The following is a 26,351-nucleotide window of genomic DNA, read 5'->3' on the forward strand; positions in this document are numbered from 1 at the left end:
CAGTTTATGCTGATGACCGAAAACAGCCAGTTTCTTGCGGCGGAAATGCGATAATCGCTAACAGAGATTACGCCGGAGGTGCACTATGTATCATGCCAAAATTATCGCCACCCCTGTTGGGGAGCTCACGCTTATTGCTACTGACAACGGATTGTCGGCCATTCTGTGGGAAAACGAAGGTTCGCAGCGCGTGCCGTTAACGCCGATCAGCCGTAACGATCAACACCCGATACTCTGTGAGGCAGAACGCCAGCTGCGCGAATATTTCGCCGGTGAACGCCAGCAGTTTGATATGCCGTACGACACGGTAGGCACCGAATTCCAGAAAAAAGTGTGGCAAGCGTTACTCACTATTCCGTTTGGTGAAACCCGTAGCTATCAGCAAATCGCCGAACAAATTGGCAATCCCAAAGCGGTGCGCGCGGTAGGGGCGGCGAACGGTAAAAACCCGCTTTCGATTATGGCGCCGTGCCATCGCGTGATTGGCAGCAACGGAAAACTGACCGGCTTTGCGGGCGGTCTCAGCGTTAAAGCGTTCCTGCTTGAACTGGAAAGCCCACAGAAATCTATCGGCAGCGTATTGTTGCTATAGAGCGCGCAAAAAAGAGACGACACTCTCGTGTATTTCCGCTATCGTGTTTAGCATATAAAACACGATGGCGGTTTTAATGCCGCATCATCGCCGCAGTAGGCGATTTTGTTAAATTGAGAAAACGAGAGCCGTGTCATGAGTCTGATGTTTGATCCTGAAAACGCGATCTATCCTTTCCCGCCGAAACCGGCGCGTCTCAGTGTGGATGAAAAATCCTACTACAAGAACGAAATCAAACGCTTGCTAAAAGAACGTGATGCGGTGATGGTGGCCCATTATTACACCGATCCAGAGATTCAGGCGCTGGCGGAAGAGACCGGTGGCTGCGTATCAGACTCGCTGGAAATGGCGCGTTTCGGCAGCACGCATCCAGCAAAAACCTTGCTGGTGGCGGGCGTGCGTTTTATGGGCGAAACAGCAAAAATCCTCAGCCCGGAAAAAACCGTGCTAATGCCTACGTTGCAGGCGGAATGTTCGCTTGACCTTGGTTGCCCTATTGAAGAGTTCAACCGCTTCTGCGATCAGCATCCCGATCGCACCGTGGTGGTGTATGCCAACACCTCGGCGGCGGTTAAAGCGCGCGCCGATTGGGTGGTGACGTCGAGTATTGCGGTTGAACTGATTGAACATCTGGATAGTCTCGGCGAGAAAATCATCTGGGCGCCGGATCGCCATCTTGGCCGTTACGTCACGCAGAAGTCCGGTGCCGATGTACTGTGCTGGCAGGGCGCGTGCATCGTGCATGACGAATTCAAAACCCAGGCGCTGCAACGTATGAAAGCGCTCTATCCGGATGCGGCGGTGTTGGTGCATCCTGAATCACCGCAGGCGATTGTCGATTTAGCCGATGCGGTCGGTTCCACCAGCCAGCTGATTCAGGCGGCGCAGAGCCTGCCGCATCCGCAGATGATCGTCGCCACCGATCGCGGCATCTTCTATAAAATGCAGCAGGCGGTACCGAATAAAGAGCTGCTGGAAGCGCCAACCGCCGGTGAAGGCGCCACTTGCCGCAGCTGTGCGCACTGTCCGTGGATGGCGATGAACGGCCTTAAAGCTATTGCCGAAGGATTAGCACGCGGCGGCAGCGAGCATGAAATTCATGTTGAAGACGCGCTGCGTGAGGCTGCGTTGATCCCACTCAATCGCATGCTATCTTTCGCTGCAGATCTTAAACTCAAGGTAAAAGGGAACGCATGACGCGTACCCTGCATATTTAGGCTATAGGTACCTCACATGGACTTCTTTAGCACACAAAATATTCTGGTTCACATTCCGCTGGGCGTTGGCGGCTACGATCTGTCGTGGATTGAAGCCGTCGGCACCGTCGCGGGCCTGTTGTGTATCTGGCTAGCCAGCCTCGAAAAAATCATTAACTACTTTTTCGGCCTGATCAACGTCACGTTGTTTGCGGTGATCTTCTTCCAAATTCAGCTTTACGCTAGCCTATTGCTGCAGCTGTTTTTCTTTGTCGCCAACGTCTATGGCTGGTATGCATGGAGCCGACAAACCAGCAATAACGAAACCGAGTTGCGAATCCGCTGGCTGCCGCTGCCGAAAGCGATGGGCTGGGGCGTTGCATGCGTGTTAGCGATAGCGCTAATGACGGTTTACATCGACCCGGTTTTTGCCTTCCTGACCAAAACGGCGGTGGGCATTATGCAGAGTGTCGGCCTGAACGTCGCGATGCCACAATTGCAGCCGGATGCGTTCCCGTTCTGGGATTCATGCATGATGGTGCTGTCGATTGTGGCGATGATTTTGATGACGCGTAAATACGTCGAGAACTGGCTGCTTTGGGTGGTCATCAACGTCATCAGCGTGATGATCTTCGCGCGCCAGGGCGTGTATGCGATGTCGCTTGAATACGTCATTCTCACGCTGATTGCGCTTAATGGTTCGCGGCTGTGGATGCAAAGCGCACGCGAACGGGGCTCGCGTGCGCTGTCACATTAATGATGATGGGCGTGGCCTTCCAGCGCGGTATGATCATGATGATCGTGCTGCGCGGAATGGCCATCTAAACCGAGCTCACAATCTGTTCCGCTACACGGCTGATACTCCATCTGTACCGTGGCATGGGCAATCTGATAATGCTGGTGCAAAAAGTGATGTATACGCTGTAGCAGGCCGTCGTGATCGTAAGGCGGAATGACCTGCACATGTAACGTCAACACCGGTTTTTCGCCCACTTGCCAAAGATGCACGTGATGCACATTACGCACTTCATCAATAGTGCGTGTGAGCTCGCGTGAAAGTTTATTGGCATCAATATGGGCTGGCGCGCCTTCCAGTAACTCATGCAGACTTTCGCGCAGTAACGACCAGGCGCTCCGCACCACCAGCAATGACACCAGCAGCGACAAAATCGGATCGATTGGCGTCCAGCCGGTCAGCATAATGATCACGGCGGCGACAATCGCACCAACCGAACCGAGTAAATCGCCGAGCACGTGCAGCGCTGCAGCGCGCACGTTGAGATTTTTCTCTTCACTGCCGCGATGCAGCAGCCAGAATGACAGCAGGTTAGCCAGCAGCCCGGCAATGGCGATACCGAGCATCAAACCGCCAGCAATCGGCTGTGGCTGATAGAAGCGACGTAGCGCCTCCCAAACAATCAGAACCGTAATCACCAGCAGCGCAATGGCATTGACGAACGCCGCCAGCGTGGTCAGACGCAGCAAGCCAAAGGTATGACGCGCGTTAGGTTTGCGTTGGGCAAACTGTACGGCCAGTAATGCCATTAGCAGCGCAGCAGCATCGGTCAACATATGTCCAGCATCGGCCAGTAGCGCCAGCGAGCCGGAAACGATCCCGCCGACCACTTCGGCCACCATAAACAGCGCCGTTACGCCGAATGCAGCCGCCAGTCGCGTGCGGTTGCTGTTAGATGCGCTGTGCGAGTGAGTGTGTGCCATAATTTTCCAGTTGTTTAAGTAACCTGTTTGTTAATGATATCAGTAAATTGAGATCATCAACGTTCAACTGCTGCTGTCTAGCCTGTGCGATCAGCTGCTGGCACTGCTCGGCAACCTCATCAATGCCCAGCATTAGCCAGCTTCCTTTCATCCGGTGCGCAGCGTGCTCCAGCTCGGCCCAATTCTGCGTATGGTGGGCTTTTAACAGCGCATCGCGATCCTGTTGCAGCGTGCGCTGCAATGTTTGCCCGATACGGGGGATAAAAGCTGGATTGTTTTGCGCCAGAGTCAGCAGACTGTTTGGCAGCACTTCCAGGGGATCCTTTACCGCGCGCGCCAGCAGCGGCGCCAGATGATCGAGTTCGATGGGTTTAAGCAGCAACGCTTCATCGTTCCGCAGCGCCATTTTCAACAGCTGCACATCGGCGGAACAGAGCACGCGTAGCATGGTTTTACCACGCTGGCGCTGACGACGGCGCAGGATGCGCAGCAGGGTCAAACCATCGGGACGTGGCATCATTTGATCAATAAACAGAAGGTCAAACGGCATCCGGGCATCGGCCTGCAGCAGCCTGCGGCCATCTTCAAACACCTCAGCCTGCACCCCAAAGTTCGCCAGCTGCTGCTGCATCACTAAAAGATTGGTGGGATGATCGTCAACGATTGCGACACGTAATTGGGGATAATGTGGCCAGCTTTCCGCACGTTCAGTCAACGGCTCATCACTTAATACCAGCGGGAGCTGCACGCTTACCGTGGTGCCGTGGCCTGGCGCTGAGGTAAGCGCCAGCGAACCGCCCATGCGTTGCACGATTTCGCGACAGATAAACAGACCTAGCCCGCTGCCTTGTACCGCATGACTTTTGCCGGACGGCGCCTGATACCACGGCTCGAACAGCTGCGCCTGCTCGCTGAACGGAATACCGCTACCACTGTCGGCCACGGTAAGCTGGATATGTTGATCAACGGCCAGCGTAATGCGCACTTCTCCCTCGCGGGTAAACTTCAGCGCGTTAGCCACCAGATTATTCGCCACCTGCTGCAGGCGATCGCCATCCAGCAGCACGCAGGTCGGCAGCGGCGTGAGCGCATCAGCGACCAAATTCGGTCCCGCATCCCGCATTAAAGGGTGGTAGAACTGCTGCTGCTGGTGCAGCCAATGCGCCAGGTTAAGCGGACGTGGTGCGAGGCGGAAACTTTGGCTTTCAATCCTCGCGTGATCCTGTAAATCGTTAAGCAGCGCCATCAGCGATCGCGCGCTGCTGTGCATCAGCGTTAATCGTTCACTCGGATGCTGCTGCTGTTCCAGCTCCAGCAAGCCGAGGATCGCCTGCATCGGCGTGCGCAATTCATGGCTGGCGGTGGCGAGAAATTGGCTTTTGGCGGCATTGGCGCGCTCGGCCTGCTCCCGCTGCAGCCTATCGCGGCGCTGTTGCCAATAGCGCCGCAGCAGGAGCGCCAGCAGCAGCAGGATAGTAATGCCAGCCGCAATGAGGATCATCAGCGGGATATTACGCATCGCCATAGTGGTGCCCGGCTGCGGAGGCTGCGACCAGCTCAGGCGCATTTGGCTCAGCGTATCAGAGGGGATCTGCTGCAGCGCGTGATCGAGCAGCGCACGCAGTTCCGGCTGCGCAACGCTAACCTGTGGCGCCAGTGGCCAGGCAATATCGCTGGCGGCGAAAGCCAAATGAATACGATTGTCGGCATGGCTCGCCATACGCCAGCGGGCGGAAAGGACATTATCGACTAACGCATCAATCTGGCCGTTATTTAGCGCCTGCCAGAGCTGTGCACGATCGTCAAAAAGCTGTGGCGTGATGCTGGAGGGCAGTAAACGCTGCGCCAAATCGCCACGCAATACGCCCACACGCTGTCCTTGCAGGGATTGCCAACTCATTGGTGGATGCGTTGAGAGCGTGTAAATTCCCCAAATCGCACGCCACACTGGCAAGGTATTGCTGCTGGCATCGTCGCCGAACAGCGGCTGCAACAGGTTTAGCATGACCTGCTGCTGCTGCAATAACGTGGCGGCCTGTTGCGCATTGTTAACCCAGCGCGGCGTAAAATGCAGGCCGGTACTTTGGCTTAGCGCATTGAGTAAATCGATGCCAAAGCCTCGTGCATTGCCGCTGCTATCGCGGTAGCTCCATGGTGCATTATCGGCTTCGACCGCGTAAGGAATCTCTCTATGCTGCGTTAGCCACTGTTTCTCGCTGGTGGAAAGCATCAGCGTTTGCGTGTCCTGATAACGCAGCAGCGGCGGACTCCAGCGCTGCTGCACGCGATTGCTAAACTCGGCAGGCAGCAAACGAAGCTGGCCGTTAAGCCAGTGAATCAAGGCGGCGTCTTTGGCCAGTGCGCGTAACGTCAGCTCACCCGCACCGGGATCGGCAGCAATCTGGTAAATTTGTCCCTGTTGCAACTGGTCAAGCAGAAAACCTGCGCTGGCGTCATCGGCAATCAGATAATCACTTTGTTGGTTAAGCAGCGCGTATAGCGCCTGCAAATCGCCCGGTAAGCTATGCCAGCGATGCTGCTGCACAAACGCGGTTGGCAGCTGCGCGAGCGTGGCATCGGCAATGGTGAGCTGTGCGGTATCGCTGTTGAACATCACCGCACGCTGATTATCGCGATTGCGATAGATGCGAATCGGGCTGCTGTACCAGCTATCGCTGAGAAGCACCTCAGGAGGTGAGGCGGCGTGCTCGGTGCTTAACACGAAATCCACGTCGCCGCGCTGTAGCGCCGCCAGCTGCTGCGCGCGATCCGCATAGCTTTGCAGCGTAAAGCGAGTGCCGGTGAGCTGACTGAGTGCGCTGAGATAATCGGCATCAATACCCCAGATGCGATCGCCAATACGCATCGCCCAGGGGGCGCTATTCTGCGCTGGTACCGCCACCCGTAATGTCGCGCCAGACCATGGCTCGGCATGCGGCGCGGGCATCATCGCGGGTAACATCACGCTGCTGGCGGGTAGCAAATCGGCTCTCGCTGGCAGACTCAGCAATAGCAAAACCAATAGAAACAGTTTTCTCACTGCTGCGCTTTCCACAGCTCGGCCAGCTCAACCACCGAGTGCACGCCGGTTTTTTCCAGGATGTTCTTCTTATGGGTGCTGACGGTTTTATTGCTGATATGCAGCTGTTCGCCTATCTGCAAATTTGACAGTCCGCGTACCAATAGCGCAACGATCTGCTGCTCTTTCTCGGTCAGCGGCAGTTCGATACGTTCAGGTAGCGGTGGAAAAGCCTGTTGACCGCCCAGCACCGCCAGAATCGCACTCAATAATTGCGCCATACTTTGGCTTTTCACCACGTAACCGGCGGCGCCGAGTGAAACCGCAGTGAGCAGCGTGTGGCGGCTCTGCTGTGCTGAATAGATCAGCACGGGGCAATGCGGATGGCGCATGCGTAAACGGCGAAGCAGCTCCAACCCGTCGCAATCCGGTAAGCCGATGTCGAGCACAATCAAATCGATGGCGTGACGCTGCAACAGCTGCCGCGCCTGAGCTTCATCGCCAGCGGCATGGATGTTGAGCGTAATGGGGGCGTTGACGCAGGCCGCTTCCAGTGCGACTTCGACTAACGGGTGATCATCAATAAGCAGCAGTGAAGCCATGAACCATTTCCTGTGAATTTCATTGCTTCAGCATAGCGGAAAAGGGCACCGGGCAAAATAAAAGGGAGAGCCGAAGCTCTCCCTTATTAAAACTGCGGGTAAGCTTATTGAGAAGTACCATCAGTTTTGTGTTTAACGTGGCCGCCACCTTCTTTAGTGTCGACTTTCTTATTCATATCCGGGCATTTGCCATCTTTACACATGCTGTTTTTGTGAACCTGGCTTGCTGACATATTGCTTGAATCAGTGCCTGAGGTTGTCGCGCTATTAGTATTGGTGCTGCCGTTGTTGATTTTACTGTTATCAACGTTATTCGGTGGCAGGTTCTGTTTTGCATCGCCTGCTGCTGCGCCCGCTTCAGCTGCAGCATTAGCTGCGCCATTATTGTCTGAAGAGTTATCTGCAGCCATGACCGCACCGCTACTTAAAGTCATCGCTGCCGTCAGAAAGATAATTGCAAACTTATTCATCATTATGCTCCGGTAATTAATGGATAGTTGCCGTCTAACACCGGCTGGTGTTGATTGACGAAAATAGCGTGCCGCGATGGAATAAAATTCCACCTTATACGCTTCGCTTAAATATTAAATTTTGCAAACACATCGATCCTTAGTGCTTACATTTAAAAAGCTTAGCGCAGGGATGGGTAAATGCAAATTTGAGATGTACATTTAACCTCCGCGCGTAATTTACACCCGACGCACGAAGGGCTAAAGTGGGCGGGTTGCGCCCGGCGGACGTTGGGCCAGAAATTTGAATGGAATTATGTATGGATTACCAGAACGACGATTTGCGCATCAGAGAGATCAAAGAGTTACTTCCTCCTGTTGCCTTGCTTGAAAAATTCCCCGCCACCGATAAAGCTGCCGAAACCGTTGCCCAATCACGTCAGGCGATTCACCGCATTTTGCACGGTCAGGATGATCGTTTGCTGGTGGTCATCGGTCCTTGCTCAATTCATGATACTAAAGCGGCGAAAGAGTATGCGGCGCGCCTGCTGCAACTGCGTGAAGAGCTCAAAGATGATTTAGAAGTGGTGATGCGCGTGTATTTTGAAAAACCGCGTACCACGGTCGGCTGGAAAGGGCTGATCAACGATCCCTTTATGGATGGCAGCTTCCAGATCAACGACGGTCTGCGCCTGGCGCGCAAGCTGCTGGTGGATATCAACGATATGGGTTTGCCGGCGGCGGGTGAGTTCCTCGATATGATCACACCGCAATATATGGCCGATCTGATGAGCTGGGGCGCGATTGGCGCGCGTACCACCGAATCACAGGTGCATCGTGAACTCTCTTCTGGCCTTTCGTGCCCGGTTGGTTTCAAAAACGGCACCGATGGCACCATTAAAGTGGCGATTGACGCCATTGGTGCGGCCAGCGCGCCACACTGCTTCCTCTCCGTCACCAAGTATGGCCACTCGGCCATTGTCGAAACCAGCGGTAACGAAGATTGCCACATCATTCTGCGCGGCGGCAAAGAGCCGAACTACAGCGCTGAACATGTAGCCGCGGTGAAAATCGGTCTGGAGAAAGCGGATCTGCGTCCACAGGTGATGATCGACTTTAGCCATGCCAACAGCAGCAAGCAGTTCCAGCGTCAGATGGTGGTTGCTGACGACGTGGCGCAGCAGATTGCGGGCGGCGAGCAGGCGATTACCGGCGTGATGATTGAGAGCCATCTGGTAGAAGGTAACCAGAGCCTCGAAAGCGGTAAAGCGCTGGTGTATGGCCAGAGCGTGACCGATGCGTGCATCGGCTGGGCAGATACCGAGAAAGCATTGCGTCAACTGGCGCAGGCGGTTAAACAGCGTCGCGGTTAATCGCGGCGTGCAATAAAAAAGGCCAGACGCGAGTCTGGCCTTTTTGCGTTTCAGCGTTCGCTTACTTGGCTTTACCCTGGTTGGCAACGGCTGCTGCTTTCGCAGCGATCTCGTCAGCATCACCCAGATAGTAACGTTTGAGCGGCTTGAAGTTTTCGTCGAACTCATACACCAACGGCACGCCAGTTGGGATGTTCAGTTCAAGGATTTCATCTTCGCTCAGGTTATCGAGGTATTTTACCAGTGCGCGCAGGGAGTTACCGTGTGCGGCAACGATCACTTTCTCACCGCTCTTGATGCGCGGCAGAATGCTTTCGTTCCAGTAAGGAATAACACGTTCGATGGTCAGCGCCAGGCTTTCGGTGGTTGGCAGCTGCGCGTCAGTCAGTGAAGCGTAACGCGGATCGTGGCCTGGGAAACGCTCATCAGCGCGGTCCAGTTCCGGTGGCGTGATGGCAAAGCCACGACGCCACTGTTTAACTTGCTCGTCACCGTATTTAGCGGCGGTTTCTGCTTTATCCAAACCTTGCAGCGCACCGTAGTGACGCTCGTTCAGACGCCAGGTTTTCTCAACCGGCAGCCAGGCCTGATCCAGTTCATCCAGCACGTTCCACAGCGTGTGGATAGCGCGCTTCAGCACTGAGGTGTAAGCAAAATCAAACACGAAACCTTCTTTCTTCAGCAGCTGACCAGCTGCTTTGGCTTCCGTGCGACCTTTGTCAGACAGATCCACGTCGTACCATCCGGTGAAGCGGTTTTCCTGGTTCCACTGGCTTTCGCCGTGTCGCACCAGTACCAGCTTAGTTACGGCCATAGCTTTACTCCTTAATGCTCGATTTACGATTAGTATTGAAACCGGCTGCGGCCGCCTAAGAAGCGGCTCACTAATAGCGCCATACCATAGCCGAAAACAGCGCACTGCGTAAGCCTGTCGGTGACGCAGTGCGCGTTTTTCATCCGGCGGCTCAGTGCGGCGTGAAGCGATAACGCGTCACGGACTGCCAGCTGTCGCCAGGTTGCAGCCAGCAATCGGGCTGCGGCCATTCAGCATGGTTGGGCGAATCCGGTAAAAATTCACTTTCAAGAGCAATGCCCTGGAAAGCAGTATAGCTGTCTTGCTCACGGGCGCGGGTGCCCGCTAAATAGTTACCCGTATAAAATTGCAGCGCCGGTGCGGCGGTAAAAACGCTCAACTCCAGCTTGCCATCCGCAGACCACAAATGGGCCGCGGGCTGGCTGCTGTCGCCTGCCGTGTTGAGTAAAAAGGCATGGTCATAACCTTTCACCGCTTTTTGATCGTCATCGGCAAGGAACTCATCAGCGACGCGCTTCGGCTGGCGGAAATCAAAACTGTTTCCAGCCACTTCTTTCAGCGGCGCGTTGGGGATTCCCTCGCTATCCACCGGCAAGTAACGATCGGCGTGCAGTTGTAAGCGATGCTGGCGCGCATCGCCATGATGCGCATCAAGGTTAAAGTAAGCATGATTGGTCAGATTGACCGGGCAGGGTTTATCCGTCTTCGCTTCATAGCGAATCGACAGGCAATTATCATCATCCAGGTGATAGATCACGTCAGCAATCAAATTGCCGGGATAACCCTGATCGCCATCGGGCGAATCGAGGCGATAGTGCACCTCGCTTTCGCTCTGGCTAAGAATTTGCCAGCGACGTTTATCAAAACCTTCCGGTCCGCCGTGCAGCTGATGTGCACCTTGATTAGCGGCCAGCAGCAGATTAAGCGGCTTAAGTTCTGCCGAGGCGATGCGGTTGGCGTAGCGGCCGATGGTAGCGCCGAGATAGGCATCCTGATGCAGATAATCGGACGGTGTGGCGCAGCCGAGCAGCGCTTCACGCACGCTGTGATCGCGCATTGGCACGCGTGCCGATAGCCAGGTGGCGCCCCAATCCATAAAGGTGGCGACCATGCCGTTGCGATTGCGCAACACGGTGATGCGCCACGGTTGCCCATCTGGCGCGTGTGAATTAACGTCAGTTACCATTGGCCTGCTCCTGCGGAGGCTTTGCACACGTAGAAGGTTTCTTTAATGCCGGTTTGCGCTTCATACTTTGCGGCCACTGCCGCCTTCACGGCATCGACCAGATCGATTGGCATCAGCGCCACAATACAGCCGCCGAAACCGCCGCCGGTCATGCGCACGCCGCCGCGCGGGCCGAGCTCTGCTTTCACAATTTCAACCAGCTGATCGATTTGCGGTACGGTGATTTCAAAATCATCACGCATCGAGGCATGTGATTCAGCCATCAGTTCGCCCATACGCTTCAGATCGCCCGCGCTTAAGGCATCGGCCGCTTCCAGCGTACGCGCATTTTCCGTAATGACGTGGCGCACGCGCTTCGCTACCAGCGCATCCAGCTCACCTTCGGAGGCTGCAAACTCCTCCAGCGTGACATCACGCAGTGCGGGTTTGTTGAAGAAGCGGGCGCCGGTTTCACACTGTTCGCGACGCGTATTGTATTCGCTGCCCACCAGGGTGCGCTTGAAATTAGAGTTGATGATCACCACCGCGATGTCTTCCGGCATGGAGACCGCGCGCGTACCCAGCGTGCGGCAATCGAGCAGCATGGCGTGATCGGGTTGGCCGAGCGCAGAAATCAGCTGATCCATAATGCCGCAGTTACAGCCTACAAACTGGTTCTCGGCTTCCTGACCGTTCACCGCAATGGCGGCGCCGTCCAGCTTCAACGCATACAGCTGCTGGAACACGGTGCCGACCGCCACTTCCAGAGATGCCGATGAACTTAAGCCTGCGCCCTGTGGCACGTTGCCGCTGATCACCATATCCACGCCGCCAAAGCTGGCATCGCGTTTCTGCAGATGTTTCACCACGCCGCGCACGTAGTTGGCCCACATCGGCTCTTTTAACGGCTCAATGGGTGCATCCAGCGAGAAACTGTCTTGCTGATTGTCGTAATCAACGGCAATCACGCGCACTTCACGATCATCGCGTTTGGCGCAGGCAATCACGGTTTGATAATCGATGGCGCACGGCAGCACGAAGCCATCGTTATAGTCAGTGTGTTCGCCGATCAAATTCACGCGGCCCGGCGCCTGAATGCTGTGGGTGGGTTGATAGCCGAAAGTGTCAGCGAAAACCTGTTGAGTAATGGATTTTAATGACATTTATTGCGCCTCGCGGAAATGGACATCGCTGACAGAACGCAGACGTTCAGCTGCCTGTTCCGCCGTTAAATCACGTTGGGTTTCGGCCAGCATTTCATAGCCAACCATAAATTTGCGCACCGTGGCTGAACGCAGCAGCGGTGGATAGAAATGGGCATGCAGCTGCCAGTGATCGTTGGCTTCACCGTTAAACGGCGCACCGTGCCAACCCATCGAATAGGGGAATGAGCACTGGAACAGGTTATCGTAGCGGCTGGTCAGCTGCTTGAGCGCCAGCGCCAGATCGGTGCGCTGCGGTTCCGTTAAATCGGTAATGCGCTTCACATGGGCTTTTGGCAGCAGCAGCGTTTCAAACGGCCAGGCGGCCCACCAGGGCACGACCGCCAGCCAGTGCTCGGTTTCCACCACCGTGCGGCTGCCATCTTTCAGTTCGCGCGCCGCATAATCAACCAGCAGCGGCGAACCTTTCTCATCAAAATAACGGCGCTGATTGTTGTCTTCTTTTTGCGCTTCGTTAGGTAAGAAACTGTTGGCCCAAATCTGGCCGTGCGGATGGGGATTAGAGCAGCCCATCGCCGCACCTTTGTTTTCGAACACCTGAACCCAAGGGTAATGCTGCCCGAGGTCGGCGGTCTGTTCCTGCCAGGTACGCACAATGTCTTCCAGGCCGCTCAGCGGCAGCTCAGGCAGCGTTTTGCTGTGGTCCGGCGAGAAGCAGATTACGCGACTGGTGCCGCGCGCGCTTTCGCAGCGCATCAACACATCTTCGCTCTGCGGCGCGTCGGGCGTATTGGTCATCAGCGCAGCAAAGTCGTTGGTAAAGACATAGGTGCTTTTGTAGTTGGGATTTTTGTCGCCGGTAATGCGGGTGTTTCCAGCACACAGGAAACAATCAGGATCGTGAGCGGGCAGCTGTTCCAGCGCCGGCGTTTCCTGCGCGCCCTGCCACGGACGCTTAGCGCGATGCGGCGAAACCAGCACCCATTGGTCGATCAATGGGTTATAGCGGCGATGCGGATGATCAACCGGGTTAAATTTTTCCATGATAAGTCCTGGTAAACGGCAAAAAGATAAAAATGATTTTGATCAAAGTAGCACAAAGACCCGCGTGAAAGCGTGATCCAGTCTGGATAAATGGTATCGTTTACACAAGGTGACGATTCTCATTTTGTGGGGTTATCGCGTGTGATTGTTGATTTACCAGGCAATGAAATGGTAGCGGTTACATTAAGGGGGGATTTTAATTCCGGTGCGCATGAATGCGCATCCTACTAAGCGCTTTCGTAGGGTCGCCATTAATGGCGACCGCCAATTACCGCAGTGCTTCCTGCAGGAAACCGTAACCCTGTTCTTGCGCGACAAAACTTAAGCGATGCGTGATGCACTGCGGAGCATCTTCGGCATGATGGGACACAAACAGCAGCTGTGTACGGCCTTCACCAATCAGCACATCGACAAAGCGACGCACCAGCTGGCGGTTTATCGGATCAAGTCCTTGCAGTGGTTCATCGAGGATCAGCAGCGTGGGATGTTTGACCAGCGCACGCGCAATCAGCACCAGCCGCTGTTGTCCCCACGACAAACTGTGAAATGGCGCGTCGGCCAGCTGATTATCCATGCCGAGCAGCGCCAGCCACTGCCGCGCCAGGGCTTTTTGCCGATCGGACACCGCTTGATACAGGCCAATGGAATCGAAGAAACCGGAAAGCACCACCGTGCGCACATTGCAGCTGACGCGATAATCAAGGTGCAAGCTGCTACTAACGTAGCCGATATGCTGCTTGATATCCCAGATGGTTTCGCCGCTGCCGCGTCGGATACCGAATAGCGTTAAATCGTTGCTGTATCCCTGCGGATGATCGCCGGTGACCAAACTGAGCAGGGTCGATTTTCCTGCGCCGTTCGGCCCAACAATCTGCCAGTGTTCACCGGGATTCACCTGCCAGGTTAAACCATCAATTACCGCTTTATCGTTGTACGACACCACGCCGTTACGCAGTATCACGCGCGGCGCATCTTCGGCCAGCTGCGGCAGTTGATCGGGCTGATCTGCTTCCGGCAGCGCCATGCCGGAAAGCGTCTCGCTGTGCGCCAGCTGTGCTACCAGCGCCTCGGCCAGCACGGCACGACGCTCGCCCACATGCATCAGCGTGCATTCCGCCAGCACGCCCACTTTCTCCACGAAATCGGGAATATCGTCAAAGCGATTCAGCACCAGCACCACGGTGTAACCGTTTTGATGCAGATCGTTGAGAGTGTGTGCCAGGCTGGCGCGTGATGCCACATCCAGCCCATCAAAAGGTTCATCGAGGATCAGCAGATCCGGTCGCGCCATCAGCGCCTGACACAGCAGCGTTTTGCGCGTTTCACCGGTGGAGAGATATTTAAAGCGGCGATCCAGCAAATAGCTGATACCAAATTGCTGCGCCAGCGTCTGACAGCGCGCGTCATCTTTAACTTCGTCCTGGATGATCTGCGCAGCCGTGCGACCGGTATCGTCTTCGCCATCACTTAGCAGGTCGGTGTTATTGCGTTCCCACTCATCGCTCACCAGCTTCTGCAGCTGCTCGAGTGAAAGACGTGCACGGCGTTGGAAATCCTGCCGCACGCTGCCTTTACCCGGCAATAACTCGCCGGAGAGGGCGCGCGCCAGCGACGATTTACCGCTGCCATTTGCGCCGACGAAGGCCCAGCTTTCGCCGCTGTTGAGGGTTAAATCGCGAAGGGACAGTGCTCGGGAGTCGCTAAGGTGAAATGTGCCTTGCGAAATTTGCAATGAAGCCATGATTCATTCCGTTTTTTGCATCGTGTCGTTCTGTTTTAACCAGCGATACCCGCGAAGTCAAATCATGGCGCTGAATTCAGAGCAGTGTGGCGATGATGGCGTGTTCGGCATTAAAACTGGCGGTCACACTGGCGCCAACCTGTAGATTCTGCTGTTTAACCTCGTCGTTGGTGACGGTGGCGCATAGCGTCTCTCCGCTCGGCAGCGCCATTAGCACTTCGCTAACCAGCTCGCCAGGCTCAATGGCGCTAATGTGTGCCGCCAGCTGGTTACCGCTGTGGCCTGGCGCGCTGCTGACGTGAATCCACGGCGCTTTAATCAACACCAATACCTCTTTGCCGCTATCGAGTTGCAGCCGCTCGGCGCTGCGTTCGGTGATGGCCACCTGTAAACGCGTAACGCCGTCGGCGAGCAGCACGTCAATATGCTGTTGTACATGCTGGTGATCGCTGGCCAGCACTGTAGCAAACAGCTGGTTACGCGCGCTGGTTTGCAGCGAGAAACGTGCAATCGCCGCCAGCAGACTGTCGAGCGGCAAGCTGTCGTTTTGCAACACATCGAATGCCTTCTGCTGAATCTGCTCCATCAGCAGGAACAGCTGAATCAGACGCTCGCCATACTGTGTTAGCTGCGCACCACCGCCGCCTTTGCCACCGGTAGCGCGCTCAACTAAGATTTGATCGGCCATCTGGTTCATTTCATTAATCGCGTCCCAGGCACTTTTGTAGCTGATGCCCGCCAGCTTCGCGCCCTGGCTAATGGAGCCGGTTTGCTGCACGCGTTTCAGCAGCTCGATACGGCGCGGATCGGCAAACAGCTTCTGCTGAAGACGAATATGAAGAGAAAGTTCTGCCTGCATGTCAGCTCCTTTGGTTAATCAGCTCAGTTTACTGCTTAAAAGTAAAAGCACGAAAAGGGCAGTGCGTTTTTTTCTCTAACCGTTACAATCACTTTTTTATTTTCTGCGTGAGGTTTCCATGCTGGAACTGCTAAAAAGCCTGGCCGTGGCTATCATCATGGTGCCGATTGTGATGGCGATTATGCTCGGTCTGATTTATGGCCTGGGTGAAGTTTTTAACGTCATCTCTAAATTTGGTCGCCGCGAAGACCGTCCTGCCAATAGCTCACAACACTAATTCCTCAACGCCCGCATCTCGCGGGCGTTTTGTTTTTTAACTTCCGAAAAATCCTGCCGATAACAATCTCATGACGCATGTGTGCTCACGTTGTATTATCAAATATATAACGTAACAAGGAGCAACAAATGCAAAAAAATCATTACTGCTGGGCAGCTGCAACGGTTTTAAGTGTGACCCTGGCCGGTCAGGCTGTGGCCGCGGAGAAGATCACCGTGTTCGCCGCCGCGTCATTGACTAATGCGCTGCAGGAGATCGCCACGCAATACCAGAAGAAAACCGGCGTTGAAGTGGTCTCTTCTTTTGCCTCTTCATCGGTGCTGGCGCGCCAGATTGATCAGGGGGCACCTGCCGATCTGTTCATCTCAGCCGATCAGCAGTGGATGGACGATGTCGTCGGTAAAAACAGCGTAGTGACCCGCACGCGCTACACGCTGCTCGGCAATGATTTAGTACTGATTGCACCCAAAAGTGACGCAGCGAAAACAGTTACCATCAATAACCAAACCGACTGGAAGAGTTTGCTAAAAGGCGAGCGGCTGGCGGTGGGCGATCCGGATCACGTACCAGCCGGAATTTATGCCAAAGAAGCATTACAGAAACTGGGCGCGTGGGACGCTTTATCCCCGCAGCTGGCGCCAGCGAATAATGTGCGCGCTGCGCTAGCACTGGTTGAACGTAACGAAACGCCTTACGGCATCGTTTATGGATCGGATGCCGTTGCCAGCGAAAAAGTGCAGGTAGTGGGACGTTTCCCGGAAGATAGCCACAAACCCGTGGAATATCCGATGGCGATTGTCAAAGATCATCAGAACGCAACGGTAGAAGCCTTCTACAACTATTTGCAGGGGCCGGATGCCGCTGCAGTGTTTAAACAGTATGGATTTACGCCGAAGAAATGATACTGAGCGATCCCGAATGGCAGGCTGTGTTTCTCAGCCTGAAAGTTTCCTGTGTAGCGGTGCTGTGCAGCCTGCCGTTTGGCATCATGATGGCCTGGATTCTGGCGCGCTGCCGGTTTCCAGGCAAAACCCTGGTGGATAGCCTTATTCACCTGCCGCTGGTATTACCGCCCGTGGTGGTGGGATACCTATTGCTGATCGCGCTGGGCCGACGCGGCTTTATCGGCGAATGGTTATATGACTGGTTCGGCTTCACCTTTGCCTTTAGCTGGCGCGGTGCGGTGTTGGCATCCGCGGTGATGGCCTTTCCGCTGATGGTGCGGGCTATTCGCCTCGCACTTGAAGCGGTCGACACCAAACTGGAGCAGGCGGCGCGTACGCTTGGCGCCGGACGCTGGCGTGTGTTCTTCACCATCACCATTCCGCTCACTTTGCCGGGCATTATTGTCGGGACAGTACTGGCCTTTGCCCGTTCGCTGGGCGAATTTGGCGCGACCATCACTTTTGTTTCCAACATTCCCGGCGAAACGCGCACCATTCCGTCGGCGATGTTTACTTTGATTGAAACGCCCGGTGCGGAAGGCACGGCTGCCCGCCTGTGTGCTGTGGCGATTGCGTTGGCGTTGATGTCGCTGGTGGCATCCGAACTGCTGGCGCGCTGGGGCCGCAAACGGCTGGGAGCCGCATAATGCTCAATCTGCAAATTTCTCAACAGCTGGGCGATCACCAGCTCGATGTCAGCGTCAGCATCCCCGGCAGCGGTATCACGGCGATTTTCGGTGTCTCCGGTGCAGGTAAAACCTCATTAATTAATGCCATTGGCGGCCTGACTCAGCCGCAGCGCGGTCAGATTCAGCTGAACGATCGTCTGTTGTTTGATGCGGAAACGCGGGTCAATTTACCGCCGGAAAAGCGCCGTATTGGCTATGTGTTCCAGGATGCGCGCCTGTTCCCGCACTATCGCGTGCGCGGCAACCTGCAATATGGCATGGCGGCATCAATGAAACCGCAGTTCAACGCGCTGGTAGCGCTGCTCGGTTTAGAGCCGTTGCTCAGTCGTTTTCCGGCCTCATTGTCGGGTGGAGAAAAACAGCGCGTGGCGATTGGCCGCGCATTACTGACTGCGCCAGATATTTTGCTGATGGATGAACCACTGGCATCGCTGGACTTGCCGCGCAAACGTGAGCTGATGCCCTATCTGCAAAAGCTGGCGAAGCAGGTGGATATTCCCATCCTTTACGTCACACACAGTCTTGATGAAATTTTGCAGCTGGCGGATAACGTGCTGGTGCTGGACGCGGGCCAGGTAAAGGCGTTTGGGCCACTGGAGAAAGTGTGGAGCAGCTCGGCAATGCGACCGTGGCTGCCGATGGCTGAACGCACCAGCGTACTGCGTGTGCAGGTGCTGGAGCAGCATCCGAATTACCCGATGACGGCGCTGTCGCTCGGCGATCAGCACATTTGGGTCAGCCGCGTGAATCATCCCCTGAAAACGCCGCTGCGTATTCGCATCGCCTCGGCCGATGTGTCGCTGGCGCTACAGCCACCGCAAAATACGTCGATTCGCAATATCCTGCCGGCGAAGGTGGTCGAGCTGCTGGAGATTGACGATCAGGTGGAAGTGAAACTGCGCATTGGCATCAGCGAGCTGTGGGCGCGTATTTCGCCGTGGGCGCGAGATGAGCTGGGGATTCGTCCCGATCAGTGGCTGTATGCCCAGATTAAAAGCGTGTCGATTACGGCATGATTTATTGCACGGTTTGATAAAATCGGCGCAATAAATTGCGCCGCAACATCCTTCGGTTACAGGATTTCCTGGTTGATCACTTCAGCGATGCCCGGTTCCACATTGGTACCAATCACCTTTTTGGCGCGCGCTTTGATCGCGTCATCGGCATTGCCCATCGCCACACCTAATCCCACCTGTTCCAGCATGCTGAGATCGTTATAGTTGTCGCCAAACGCCAGCACGTCTTGCATGCTGAAGCCCTGTCTCTCCACCCACTGAGCGAGGCGCTTGCCTTTACTGTTTCCTGCCTGCGCAATATCCACCTGATCGTGCCACGACCATTCGCACGCCAGACCGAGTTCGGCTTCGGTGCGCTCGGCAAACTGCTGCAGCGCGCGCGTATCGGGGTGCGACAGCGCAAATTTCCAGATCGATTTGGCTTCAATGGCGGCCTGCGCCAGGCTTGGCACCTGCAGGAACAGCGGGCGCTGCGCTTCCGGCAGTGACTGCGCCCAGTTCAGCGTACGCGTTACGTGGCCAGTTGGCGTTTGATACAGCATCGCGTCATCGACATACAGCAAGCCGTGAATATTCTCTTCATCCAGCATCTCAATCACACGCGCAGCTTTGCTTTTATCCAGCGGATCGGCAGCCAGCACCCTCTTCGCCGAATAATCATACAAATAGGTGCCATTACAGCAGATTGCGGGTGTATCCAGCTTAAGTGCCTGATAAAAAGGGTGGATAGCGCAGTGGTGGCGACCGGTAACGATCAGCACTTTGACGCCCGCCTGTTGCGCGCGGGACAGCGCTTCAATGGATTCTGGCAGAATGGTTTTATTCGGGGTCAGCAGGGTGCCGTCGAGGTCAAGGGCGATTACGCGGTAGCTCATTACACTTTCCGTCCGGGAGTTAGCAAAGCGTTAAGTCTACACCCGGCAGCGGCCCTGAGACAAAAAACAGGGCACAAATGAATCCAGCGCGACAAAATGAAACGCGCTACAGTTATCCCTTTCATCAGGCAGCGAATAAGGAAAACGCATGAAACAAGTCGTGTATACCGCCAGTCCCGAGAGCCAGCAGATCCACGCCTGGCAGTTACAGGAAGATGGCGCACTGACGTTATTGCAGGTAACGGATGTTGCCGGGCAGGTGCAGCCGATGGTGGTGAGCCCGAAAAAAGATTTTCTCTATGTCGGTGCTCGTCCGAATTTTCGCGTACTGGCGTTCCGCATTGCGGCCGACGGTACGTTGAGCCTGGCCGGCGAAGCGCCGCTGCCGGGCAGCCCAACGCACATCTCCACCGATCGTCACGGCAACTATCTGTTCTGCGGCTCGTATAACGATGCCTGCGTCAGCGTCAGCCCAATTGGTAGCGATGGCTTGCCGCAGGCACCAAGCCATGTGATTAACGGTTTAGACGGCTGCCATTCAGCAAATATTGACCTGAACAACCAAACGCTGTTCGTACCGGCGCTGAAGCAGGATCGTATCTGCCTGTACCAGCTGAATGCCGACGGCACGTTAGCGCCGCGCGAGCAGGCGCAGGTCACCACCGTTGAAGGCGCGGGTCCGCGGCATATGGCGTTCCACCCGAACGGTGCCTACGGTTACGTGGTCAATGAGTTGGATAGCACGGTGGATGTCTGGGCATTAAACAACGTACACGGCCAGGTCGAGCGCGTGCAGAGCCTTGATATGATGCCGCCAGACTTCAGCGACACGCGGTGGGCCGCCGATATTCACATTACGCCAGATGGCCGTTTCCTTTATGCCTGCGACCGTACCAGCAGCACCATTACCGTGTTCAGCATCAGTGAAGATGGTGCCGTGCTGGCGATTGAAGGTTTCCAGCCAACGGAAACGCAGCCACGCGGTTTCAACATTGACCATAGCGGACAATATCTGGTCGCGGCAGGGCAGAAATCGCACCATATCGAGGTGTATAAAATTCAGGAGCGCGGCCTGCTGCATCCGCTGGCGCGTTACGCGGTAGGACAAGGTCCGATGTGGGTCGTCATCCACCAACTGTGATATTAGGTGCGCATAAATGCGCACCCTACAAAATCCGTCGTAGGGTCGCCATTAATGGCGACCTTTCTTATTATGCGTATTTCACCGTAATCGACGCGCTGGCTAGCGCATGAAAATGCACGTTAAAACCAACCATCGCGCCACTCGCACCTTCATCCACCTCAATCTTGTCCGTATCCAGCGCATGCACCGTAAAGATGTAGCGATGCGATTCGCCCTGCGGTGGAGCGGCGCCGCCATAGCCGCTTTGGCCAAAATCGGTGCGTGTCTGAATGGCGCTTTCTGGCAGTTCCGCCACGCCAGAACCGGCACCTTGCGGCAGTACGGTTACTTCGGCGGGAATGTTCGCTACCACCCAGTGCCACCAGCCGGAGCCCGTTGGCGCGTCGGGATCGTAGCAGGTCACGACAAAGCTTTTGGTGCCCGCCGGGACATCATCCCATGCCAGATGCGGTGACAAATTGTCGCCCTGATAACCCATCCCATTGAAAACGTGCCGCTCTGGCATCTTATCGCCATCGTTAAAATCCTGGCTGAATACACGCATGATCGCTCCTTTGTAGTTGTGCAGTGTTCTCAATCATGGTGGAAATGCGCCGCAACATCCAGTGCCGCGCTGACCGCCCGTGTGAGCTGCGTCAGCTCGGCGGTAGAAATCAGATAAGGTGGCATCAGATAAATCAAACGGCCAAACGGACGGATCCACACCCCACATTGCACAAAGAACTGTTGCAGCGCCGCCATGTTCACCGGCTTATGCGTTTCGATCACGCCAATCGCCCCCAGCACGCGGGCATCGGCTACCGCGTGATGACTGCGCAGCGGCAACAGTTCCGCGCGTAACTGCTGTTCAATGTGGGGCACCTGTGTCATCCAGTGACCTTCATTAATCATCGCCAGACTTGCCACCGCCACCGCGCAGGCCAGCGGGTTGCCCATAAAGGTTGGGCCATGCATAAAGCAGCCTGCTGCGCTGCGGCTGATAGTATCGGCGACTTCACGCGTAGTGAGCGTAGCGGATAGCGTCAGAGTGCCCCCGGTCAGCGCTTTGCCGAGGCAGAGAATGTCCGGCGTGATACCCGCATGGTCGCAGGCAAATAGCTTGCCGCTGCGGCCAAAGCCGGTGGCGATCTCATCGGCAATCAGCAATAAACCGTAGCGATCGCACAGCTCACGGACCTGCTGCAGATAACGCGGGTGATAGAAGCGCATGCCGCCTGCGCCTTGCACAATCGGCTCCAGAATTACCGCCGCGATGTCACGATGATGGGTTTCGGCCAGCTGCGCGAAATCGGCGAAATCGGCCTCATTCCACTCAGCATCGAATGCGCACTGCGGCGCGTCGGCAAACAGGTGCTCCGGCAAATAGCCACGCCACAGGCTGTGCATGGAGTTTTGCGGATCGCACACCGACATCGCGGCAAAGGTGTCGCCATGATAACCGCGTTTCAGCGTGAGGAATTTCTGTCGCGTTTGATTACGTCCCAGCCAGTATTGCAGAGCCATTTTCATCGACACTTCGACAGCGATCGAACCGGAATCAGCAAGAAATACGCACTCAAGCGCCTCGGGCGTCATGGCAATCAGCTGGCGGCTTAGCTCAACTGCTGCCGGATGCGTAATCCCGCCAAACATCACGTGCGACATCTGCGCCATTTGCTGCTGTAGTGCCTGGTTAAGACGCGGATGATTATAGCCGTGAATCGCTGCCCACCATGACGACATGCCATCCACCAATTCACGTCCATCGGCCAGTTGTAGCTGGCAGCCGTGCGCTGCCACCACCGGATAACAGGGCAGGGGATCGCGCATCGACGTATAGGGATGCCAGATATGCTGGCGGTCAAAGTTGAGGTCGTCCTGAGTGAACATGCGTATTGTAAACCATTTTAAAAAGATTTAGTTTACAAGTATAACCACGTTAATCGTCGGGATGAACCCCCTTTTTTTTGGAGTAAGCAATGGCAAACCGCTGGACACTGGCACAAGCTCAGGCACTTTTCGAAAAACCTTTCCTTGAGTTGATGTTTGAAGCGCAGCAAGTGCATCGTCAACATTTCGATCCGCGTCAGGTACAGGTCAGCACGCTGCTGTCGATCAAAACCGGCGCCTGCCCGGAAGATTGTAAATACTGTCCGCAGAGCGCGCGCTACAAAACCGGTCTCGAATCCGAACGTCTGATGGAAGTGGATGCGGTGCTGGAATCGGCGCGCAAAGCCAAAGCCGCCGGCTCAAGCCGTTTCTGCATGGGCGCGGCGTGGAAAAATCCGCACGAGCGCGACATGCCCTATCTGCAGCAGATGGTGCAGGGGGTGAAAGCGATGGGCATGGAAACCTGCATGACGCTCGGCACGCTGGATGGCAGCCAGGCGCAGCGCCTTGCTGAAGCCGGCCTCGATTTCTACAACCACAACCTCGATACCTCGCCAGAATTCTACGGCAACATCATCACCACGCGCAGCTATCAGGAGCGCCTGGATACACTGGACAAAGTGCGCGGCGCGGGCATCAAAGTGTGCTCGGGCGGCATCGTGGGCCTGGGGGAAACGGTGAAAGATCGCGCCGGTTTGCTGGTGCAGTTGGCTAACCTGCCGACGCCACCGGAGAGCGTGCCAATCAACATGCTGGTGAAGGTGAAAGGCACGCCGCTGGCGGATAACGAGGATGTGGAACCGTTCGACTTTATCCGCACCATCGCGGTGGCGCGCATCATGATGCCATCGTCGCACGTGCGTCTCTCTGCCGGTCGCGAGCAGATGAGTGAGCAAACCCAGGCAATGTGCTTTATGGCCGGGGCTAACTCGATCTTCTACGGCTGCAAACTGCTCACCACGCCAAACCCGGAAGAGGATAAAGATCTGATTCTGTTCCGCAAACTCGGCCTCAATCCGGAACATACCGCGACAACGGCGGGGGATAATGAGCAGCAATATCAGCTCAGCGAACAGCTGCTACAGGCGGATACCGAGCAGTTCTACAACGCGGCTGTGTAAATGGGCTGGTCACAACGTATCGATCACGCGCTGGCGGCGCGGCGGGCCGCCGATGGCTGGCGGCAGCGGCGTCCCATCGAACATAACAACGTGCGGGAAATTACGCTCGACGGCCAACGCTATCGGCACTTCTCCAGTAACGACTATCTCGGCCTGAGCCAGCATCCGGCGGTTATCGCCGCGTGGCAGCAGGGCGCGGCTGAGGCGGGCGCAGGTGCAGGCGCATCCGGTCACGTTACCGGCTACAGCCGCCATCACGCCCAGTTGGAGGAACAGCTGGCCGATTGGCTGGGCTATTCGCGCGCGCTGCTGTTCATTTCGGGATTTGCCGCCAATCAGGCGGTGATCCATCTGCTGGCGGAAAAGCAGGATCGCATCTTTGCCGATAAGCTGGCGCACGCGTCGCTGCTGGATGCCGCCAGCCACAGTCCGGCCAGCCTGCGCCGCTTTGCCCATAATCAGCCGGCAAGCCTGGCGAAACTGCTGGCGACGCCATCAGACGGTGGCACATTGGTGGTCACCGAAGGCGTTTTTAGTATGGATGGCGACAGCGCGCCGCTCGCGGCTATTGCAGAACAGACGCGGCATGGCAACGGCTGGCTGCTGGTGGATGATGCGCACGGCATCGGTGTTACCGGTGCACAAGGGCGCGGCAGCTGCTGGCAGCAACAGGTGAAGCCGGAGCTGCTGATCGTCACCTTTGGCAAAGGGTTTGGCGTCAGTGGTGCCGCGCTGCTGTGCGATGATGCGACCGCCGATTACGTTGAACAATTTTCCCGCCATCTGATCTATTCCACCGCTATGCCGCCGGCGCAGTGCTATGCGCTGCTGGCGGCGCTGCGGCAGATTCAACAAGGCGATGCGCTGCGTGAACGGTTGCACAGTCACATTGCGCGCTTTCGCGCCGGTGCCGCGGATTTACCGTGGCAGCTGGTCGCTTCAGACAGTGCGATTCAGCCGCTGATCGTTGGCGAAAATAGCGCTGCGCTGGCGCTGTCGCAGCGGCTGGCGCAGGCCGGCTGTTGGGTGAGCGCGATCCGTCCGCCCACGGTGCCACCGGGTACCGCGCGGCTGCGCATCACGCTCACCGCTGCGCATCACACCGATGATATTGATCGACTGCTGGAGGCGCTGTATGACGCTGCAGGTTAACAAGCAGGCCGTGGCGCAGGCTTTTGGTCGTGCGGCCGCACATTACGAACAGCATGCGCAGCTGCAGCGACTGAGCGGTGATGCGCTGCTGGCGCGGGCACCGGCCGGTTTTGGTCCGCATCTGCTGGATGCCGGTTGCGGCACCGGCTGGTATAGCCGCTACTGGCGCGATCGCGGGCGTACGCTGACCGCGCTCGATCTCTCACCCGATATGCTGCAAACGGCGCGCGAACAGCAATCGGCGCAGCATTATCTGCTGGGTGATATTGATGATGTGCCGCTAGCGGATGCCAGCGTTGACGGCGTGTGGAGCAACCTGGCAGTGCAGTGGAGCAGTGATTTGTGCACTGCGCTGCAGCAGTTTTTGCGCGTCACGCGCCCAGGCGGCACGGTGCTGTTCTCCACGCTGCTCGACGGTTCGCTACACGAAGTGCATCACGCATGGGCGCAGTTGGATGGTCGCCGCCACGCCAATCGTTTTCTCAGCGCAGCGCAGTTGCGCGCGGCCACCGCAACGCTACCGATGCAGGCAGAGCAGCAGATCGTTACGCTGCATTTCCCCAGTGCGCTTAGCGCCATGCGTTCCCTGAAAGGCATTGGTGCTACGCATCTGCACGACGGACGCGGCAGCAGCGTGCTGACACGAACCCAGTTAGCAACACTTGAGCAGCACTGGCCGCAGGATGAGGCCGGTTACCGCCTGAGCTACCATTTGATGTATGGAGTTTTAACGAAATGACACGCTGGTTTATTACCGGAACCGATACCGAAGTAGGCAAAACCGTGGCCAGCGGCGCACTGTTGCAGGCGGCGAGCGCCGCAGGATTGCGCACCGCCGGCTATAAACCGGTGGCGTCCGGCTGTGAGATCACACAAGAAGGCGTCCGCAACAGTGATGCATTGGCATTGCAGCGCTACAGCAGCGTGCCGCTACGCTACGAGCAGGTGAATCCGCTGGCGTTTGTCGAGCCGACTTCACCGCATATCATCAGTGCAGAAGAGGGCAGGCCAATTGAATTTGCCGCACTTTCTGCTGGCTTACGCGTGCTTGAGCAGCAGGCGGAATGGGTGTTAGTTGAGGGCGCGGGCGGCTGGTTCACGCCGCTATCGGACACGCAGACCTATGCAGATTGGGTTGAAGCCGAGCAGCTACCTGTAATTCTGGTCGTGGGCCTAAAGTTAGGCTGCATCAACCATGCGCTGCTTACCGCCGAAGCGGTGAAAGCGCGAGGTTTATGCCTGGCGGGCTGGATTGCCAATGATATCCAGCCGCCGGGCAAACGCCATCAGGAATATATGGCCACGCTGCGTCAGCGCATTGACGCGCCGTTCCTCGGTGAGATCCCCCACCTCAGCGATGAGGCGCAGCAAGGCGATTGCGGGCGCTATCTGACACTGCCGCAATAATCCAGGTCGCCATGAATGGCGACCCTACGATGCCAGATGCCGTTTTATATGGTCGCCATGAATGACGACCCTACGATACCAGATGCCGTTTTGTACGGTCGCCATTCATGGCGACCTGGCT

At 56.3% G+C, this 26,351-nt stretch carries 26 protein-coding genes; 13 read left to right on the plus strand and 13 right to left on the minus strand.

The window, feature by feature from the left end; genetic code table 11:
• Window positions 1-85 precede the first annotated feature (85 nt).
• The 3 genes from ACIP6T_RS01920 to pnuC all read left to right on the plus strand — a co-directional run bounded on the left by ACIP6T_RS01920 (window position 86) and on the right by pnuC (window position 2,545).
• On the plus strand, window positions 86-592 hold the full coding sequence (locus ACIP6T_RS01920) for a methylated-DNA--[protein]-cysteine S-methyltransferase (protein ID WP_097094538.1): 507 nt from the start codon (window positions 86-88) through the stop codon (window positions 590-592).
• 135 nt (window positions 593-727) lie between these two features.
• A complete protein-coding gene (gene nadA / locus ACIP6T_RS01925; RefSeq protein ID WP_097094537.1) occupies window positions 728-1,789 on the plus strand; it encodes a quinolinate synthase NadA in 1,062 nt (353 codons plus the stop codon).
• Between the two features lie 36 nt (window positions 1,790-1,825).
• Window positions 1,826-2,545 (plus strand): nicotinamide riboside transporter PnuC, encoded by a 720-nt coding sequence (pnuC, locus tag ACIP6T_RS01930; RefSeq protein ID WP_400455069.1) that lies wholly within the window; start codon window positions 1,826-1,828, stop codon window positions 2,543-2,545.
• On the opposite strand, the gene zitB is transcribed toward pnuC, so the two are convergent.
• The 4 genes from zitB to ACIP6T_RS01950 all read right to left on the minus strand — a co-directional run bounded on the left by zitB (window position 2,542) and on the right by ACIP6T_RS01950 (window position 7,598).
• Window positions 2,542-3,507, minus strand: a complete 966-nt coding sequence (gene zitB / locus ACIP6T_RS01935) for a CDF family zinc transporter ZitB (RefSeq protein WP_345827061.1) — start codon at window positions 3,505-3,507, stop codon at window positions 2,542-2,544. The genes pnuC and zitB overlap by 4 nt on opposite strands.
• Entirely contained in the window at window positions 3,476-6,562 is a 3,087-nt protein-coding gene (locus ACIP6T_RS01940) for an ATP-binding protein (RefSeq protein WP_400455072.1), read from the minus strand. The genes zitB and ACIP6T_RS01940 overlap by 32 nt, the downstream gene beginning before the upstream one ends.
• The gene (locus tag ACIP6T_RS01945; RefSeq protein ID WP_097094533.1) at window positions 6,544-7,128 is read right to left on the minus strand and encodes a response regulator transcription factor; all 585 of its coding nucleotides are present in this window, start codon (window positions 7,126-7,128) and stop codon (window positions 6,544-6,546) included. The genes ACIP6T_RS01940 and ACIP6T_RS01945 overlap by 19 nt, the downstream gene beginning before the upstream one ends.
• 104 nt (window positions 7,129-7,232) lie before the next feature.
• Window positions 7,233-7,598: a YbgS-like family protein gene (locus tag ACIP6T_RS01950; RefSeq protein WP_400455074.1), complete on the minus strand. Its 366-nt coding sequence runs from the start codon at window positions 7,596-7,598 to the stop codon at window positions 7,233-7,235.
• 299 nt (window positions 7,599-7,897) lie between these two features.
• Between ACIP6T_RS01950 and aroG the strand changes: the two genes are divergently transcribed.
• Window positions 7,898-8,950, plus strand: coding sequence for a 3-deoxy-7-phosphoheptulonate synthase AroG (aroG, locus tag ACIP6T_RS01955; protein ID WP_097094531.1), 1,053 nt, complete (start codon window positions 7,898-7,900; stop codon window positions 8,948-8,950).
• A 61-nt stretch (window positions 8,951-9,011) separates the two neighbouring features.
• Here the strand turns inward: aroG and gpmA are convergent, their stop codons facing one another.
• From gpmA to modE, 6 genes are all read right to left on the minus strand, one after another.
• Window positions 9,012-9,764, minus strand: a complete 753-nt coding sequence (gpmA, locus tag ACIP6T_RS01960; protein ID WP_008109047.1) for a 2,3-diphosphoglycerate-dependent phosphoglycerate mutase — start codon at window positions 9,762-9,764, stop codon at window positions 9,012-9,014.
• A gap of 151 nt (window positions 9,765-9,915) precedes the next feature.
• Complete coding sequence (galM, locus tag ACIP6T_RS01965) at window positions 9,916-10,950, minus strand: galactose-1-epimerase (RefSeq protein WP_097094530.1); 1,035 nt, start codon at window positions 10,948-10,950, stop codon at window positions 9,916-9,918.
• Window positions 10,944-12,092 carry a galactokinase gene (galK, locus tag ACIP6T_RS01970; protein ID WP_097094529.1) on the minus strand — a complete coding sequence of 383 codons (1,149 nt, stop codon included), beginning with the start codon at window positions 12,090-12,092 and terminating at the stop codon, window positions 10,944-10,946. The genes galM and galK overlap by 7 nt, the downstream gene beginning before the upstream one ends.
• Window positions 12,093-13,136 carry a galactose-1-phosphate uridylyltransferase gene (gene galT, locus ACIP6T_RS01975; protein WP_097094528.1) on the minus strand — a complete coding sequence of 348 codons (1,044 nt, stop codon included), beginning with the start codon at window positions 13,134-13,136 and terminating at the stop codon, window positions 12,093-12,095.
• A 268-nt stretch (window positions 13,137-13,404) separates the two neighbouring features.
• Window positions 13,405-14,877, minus strand: a complete 1,473-nt coding sequence (modF, locus tag ACIP6T_RS01980) for a molybdate ABC transporter ATP-binding protein ModF (protein WP_400455079.1) — start codon at window positions 14,875-14,877, stop codon at window positions 13,405-13,407.
• 76 nt (window positions 14,878-14,953) lie between these two features.
• The gene (modE, locus tag ACIP6T_RS01985; protein WP_400455081.1) at window positions 14,954-15,736 is read right to left on the minus strand and encodes a molybdenum-dependent transcriptional regulator; all 783 of its coding nucleotides are present in this window, start codon (window positions 15,734-15,736) and stop codon (window positions 14,954-14,956) included.
• A gap of 118 nt (window positions 15,737-15,854) precedes the next feature.
• Between modE and ACIP6T_RS01990 the strand changes: the two genes are divergently transcribed.
• From ACIP6T_RS01990 to modC, 4 genes are all read left to right on the plus strand, one after another.
• On the plus strand, window positions 15,855-16,013 hold the full coding sequence (locus ACIP6T_RS01990; RefSeq protein WP_097094525.1) for an AcrZ family multidrug efflux pump-associated protein: 159 nt from the start codon (window positions 15,855-15,857) through the stop codon (window positions 16,011-16,013).
• Window positions 16,014-16,141: 128 nt separating this feature from the next.
• Window positions 16,142-16,915: a molybdate ABC transporter substrate-binding protein gene (gene modA, locus ACIP6T_RS01995; protein WP_097094524.1), complete on the plus strand. Its 774-nt coding sequence runs from the start codon at window positions 16,142-16,144 to the stop codon at window positions 16,913-16,915.
• Window positions 16,912-17,604 carry a molybdate ABC transporter permease subunit gene (gene modB / locus ACIP6T_RS02000; protein WP_097094523.1) on the plus strand — a complete coding sequence of 231 codons (693 nt, stop codon included), beginning with the start codon at window positions 16,912-16,914 and terminating at the stop codon, window positions 17,602-17,604. The genes modA and modB overlap by 4 nt, the downstream gene beginning before the upstream one ends.
• Window positions 17,604-18,662, plus strand: a complete 1,059-nt coding sequence (gene modC, locus ACIP6T_RS02005; RefSeq protein ID WP_097094522.1) for a molybdenum ABC transporter ATP-binding protein ModC — start codon at window positions 17,604-17,606, stop codon at window positions 18,660-18,662. Before modB ends, modC begins: the two co-directional genes overlap by 1 nt.
• Before the next feature lie 56 nt (window positions 18,663-18,718).
• Here the strand turns inward: modC and ACIP6T_RS02010 are convergent, their stop codons facing one another.
• Window positions 18,719-19,537 carry a pyridoxal phosphatase gene (locus tag ACIP6T_RS02010; RefSeq protein WP_400455086.1) on the minus strand — a complete coding sequence of 273 codons (819 nt, stop codon included), beginning with the start codon at window positions 19,535-19,537 and terminating at the stop codon, window positions 18,719-18,721.
• Window positions 19,538-19,685: 148 nt separating this feature from the next.
• Between ACIP6T_RS02010 and pgl the strand changes: the two genes are divergently transcribed.
• Window positions 19,686-20,678 (plus strand): 6-phosphogluconolactonase, encoded by a 993-nt coding sequence (gene pgl, locus ACIP6T_RS02015; protein ID WP_097094520.1) that lies wholly within the window; start codon window positions 19,686-19,688, stop codon window positions 20,676-20,678.
• A gap of 70 nt (window positions 20,679-20,748) precedes the next feature.
• On the opposite strand, the gene ACIP6T_RS02020 is transcribed toward pgl, so the two are convergent.
• Window positions 20,749-21,225 carry a kinase inhibitor gene (locus tag ACIP6T_RS02020; protein ID WP_097094519.1) on the minus strand — a complete coding sequence of 159 codons (477 nt, stop codon included), beginning with the start codon at window positions 21,223-21,225 and terminating at the stop codon, window positions 20,749-20,751.
• Window positions 21,226-21,254: 29 nt separating this feature from the next.
• Window positions 21,255-22,550, minus strand: a complete 1,296-nt coding sequence (gene bioA, locus ACIP6T_RS02025; RefSeq protein ID WP_400455090.1) for an adenosylmethionine--8-amino-7-oxononanoate transaminase — start codon at window positions 22,548-22,550, stop codon at window positions 21,255-21,257.
• 89 nt (window positions 22,551-22,639) lie between these two features.
• Between bioA and bioB the strand changes: the two genes are divergently transcribed.
• From bioB to bioD, 4 genes are read left to right on the plus strand one after another with little or no spacing between them, the layout of a single operon-like run.
• On the plus strand, window positions 22,640-23,671 hold the full coding sequence (gene bioB / locus ACIP6T_RS02030) for a biotin synthase BioB (RefSeq protein WP_345827049.1): 1,032 nt from the start codon (window positions 22,640-22,642) through the stop codon (window positions 23,669-23,671).
• Window positions 23,672-24,823, plus strand: a complete 1,152-nt coding sequence (gene bioF, locus ACIP6T_RS02035; protein WP_400455093.1) for an 8-amino-7-oxononanoate synthase — start codon at window positions 23,672-23,674, stop codon at window positions 24,821-24,823.
• Window positions 24,807-25,562 carry a malonyl-ACP O-methyltransferase BioC gene (gene bioC / locus ACIP6T_RS02040; protein WP_400455095.1) on the plus strand — a complete coding sequence of 252 codons (756 nt, stop codon included), beginning with the start codon at window positions 24,807-24,809 and terminating at the stop codon, window positions 25,560-25,562. Before bioF ends, bioC begins: the two co-directional genes overlap by 17 nt.
• Entirely contained in the window at window positions 25,559-26,230 is a 672-nt protein-coding gene (gene bioD, locus ACIP6T_RS02045; RefSeq protein WP_400455097.1) for a dethiobiotin synthase, read from the plus strand. The genes bioC and bioD overlap by 4 nt, the downstream gene beginning before the upstream one ends.
• Window positions 26,231-26,351: the final 121 nt, after the last annotated feature.

The organism is Pantoea sp. NPDC088449 (assembly GCF_044753225.1).
In the GTDB taxonomy this organism is placed as follows: Bacteria; Pseudomonadota; Gammaproteobacteria; order Enterobacterales; family Enterobacteriaceae; genus Pantoea; species Pantoea floridensis.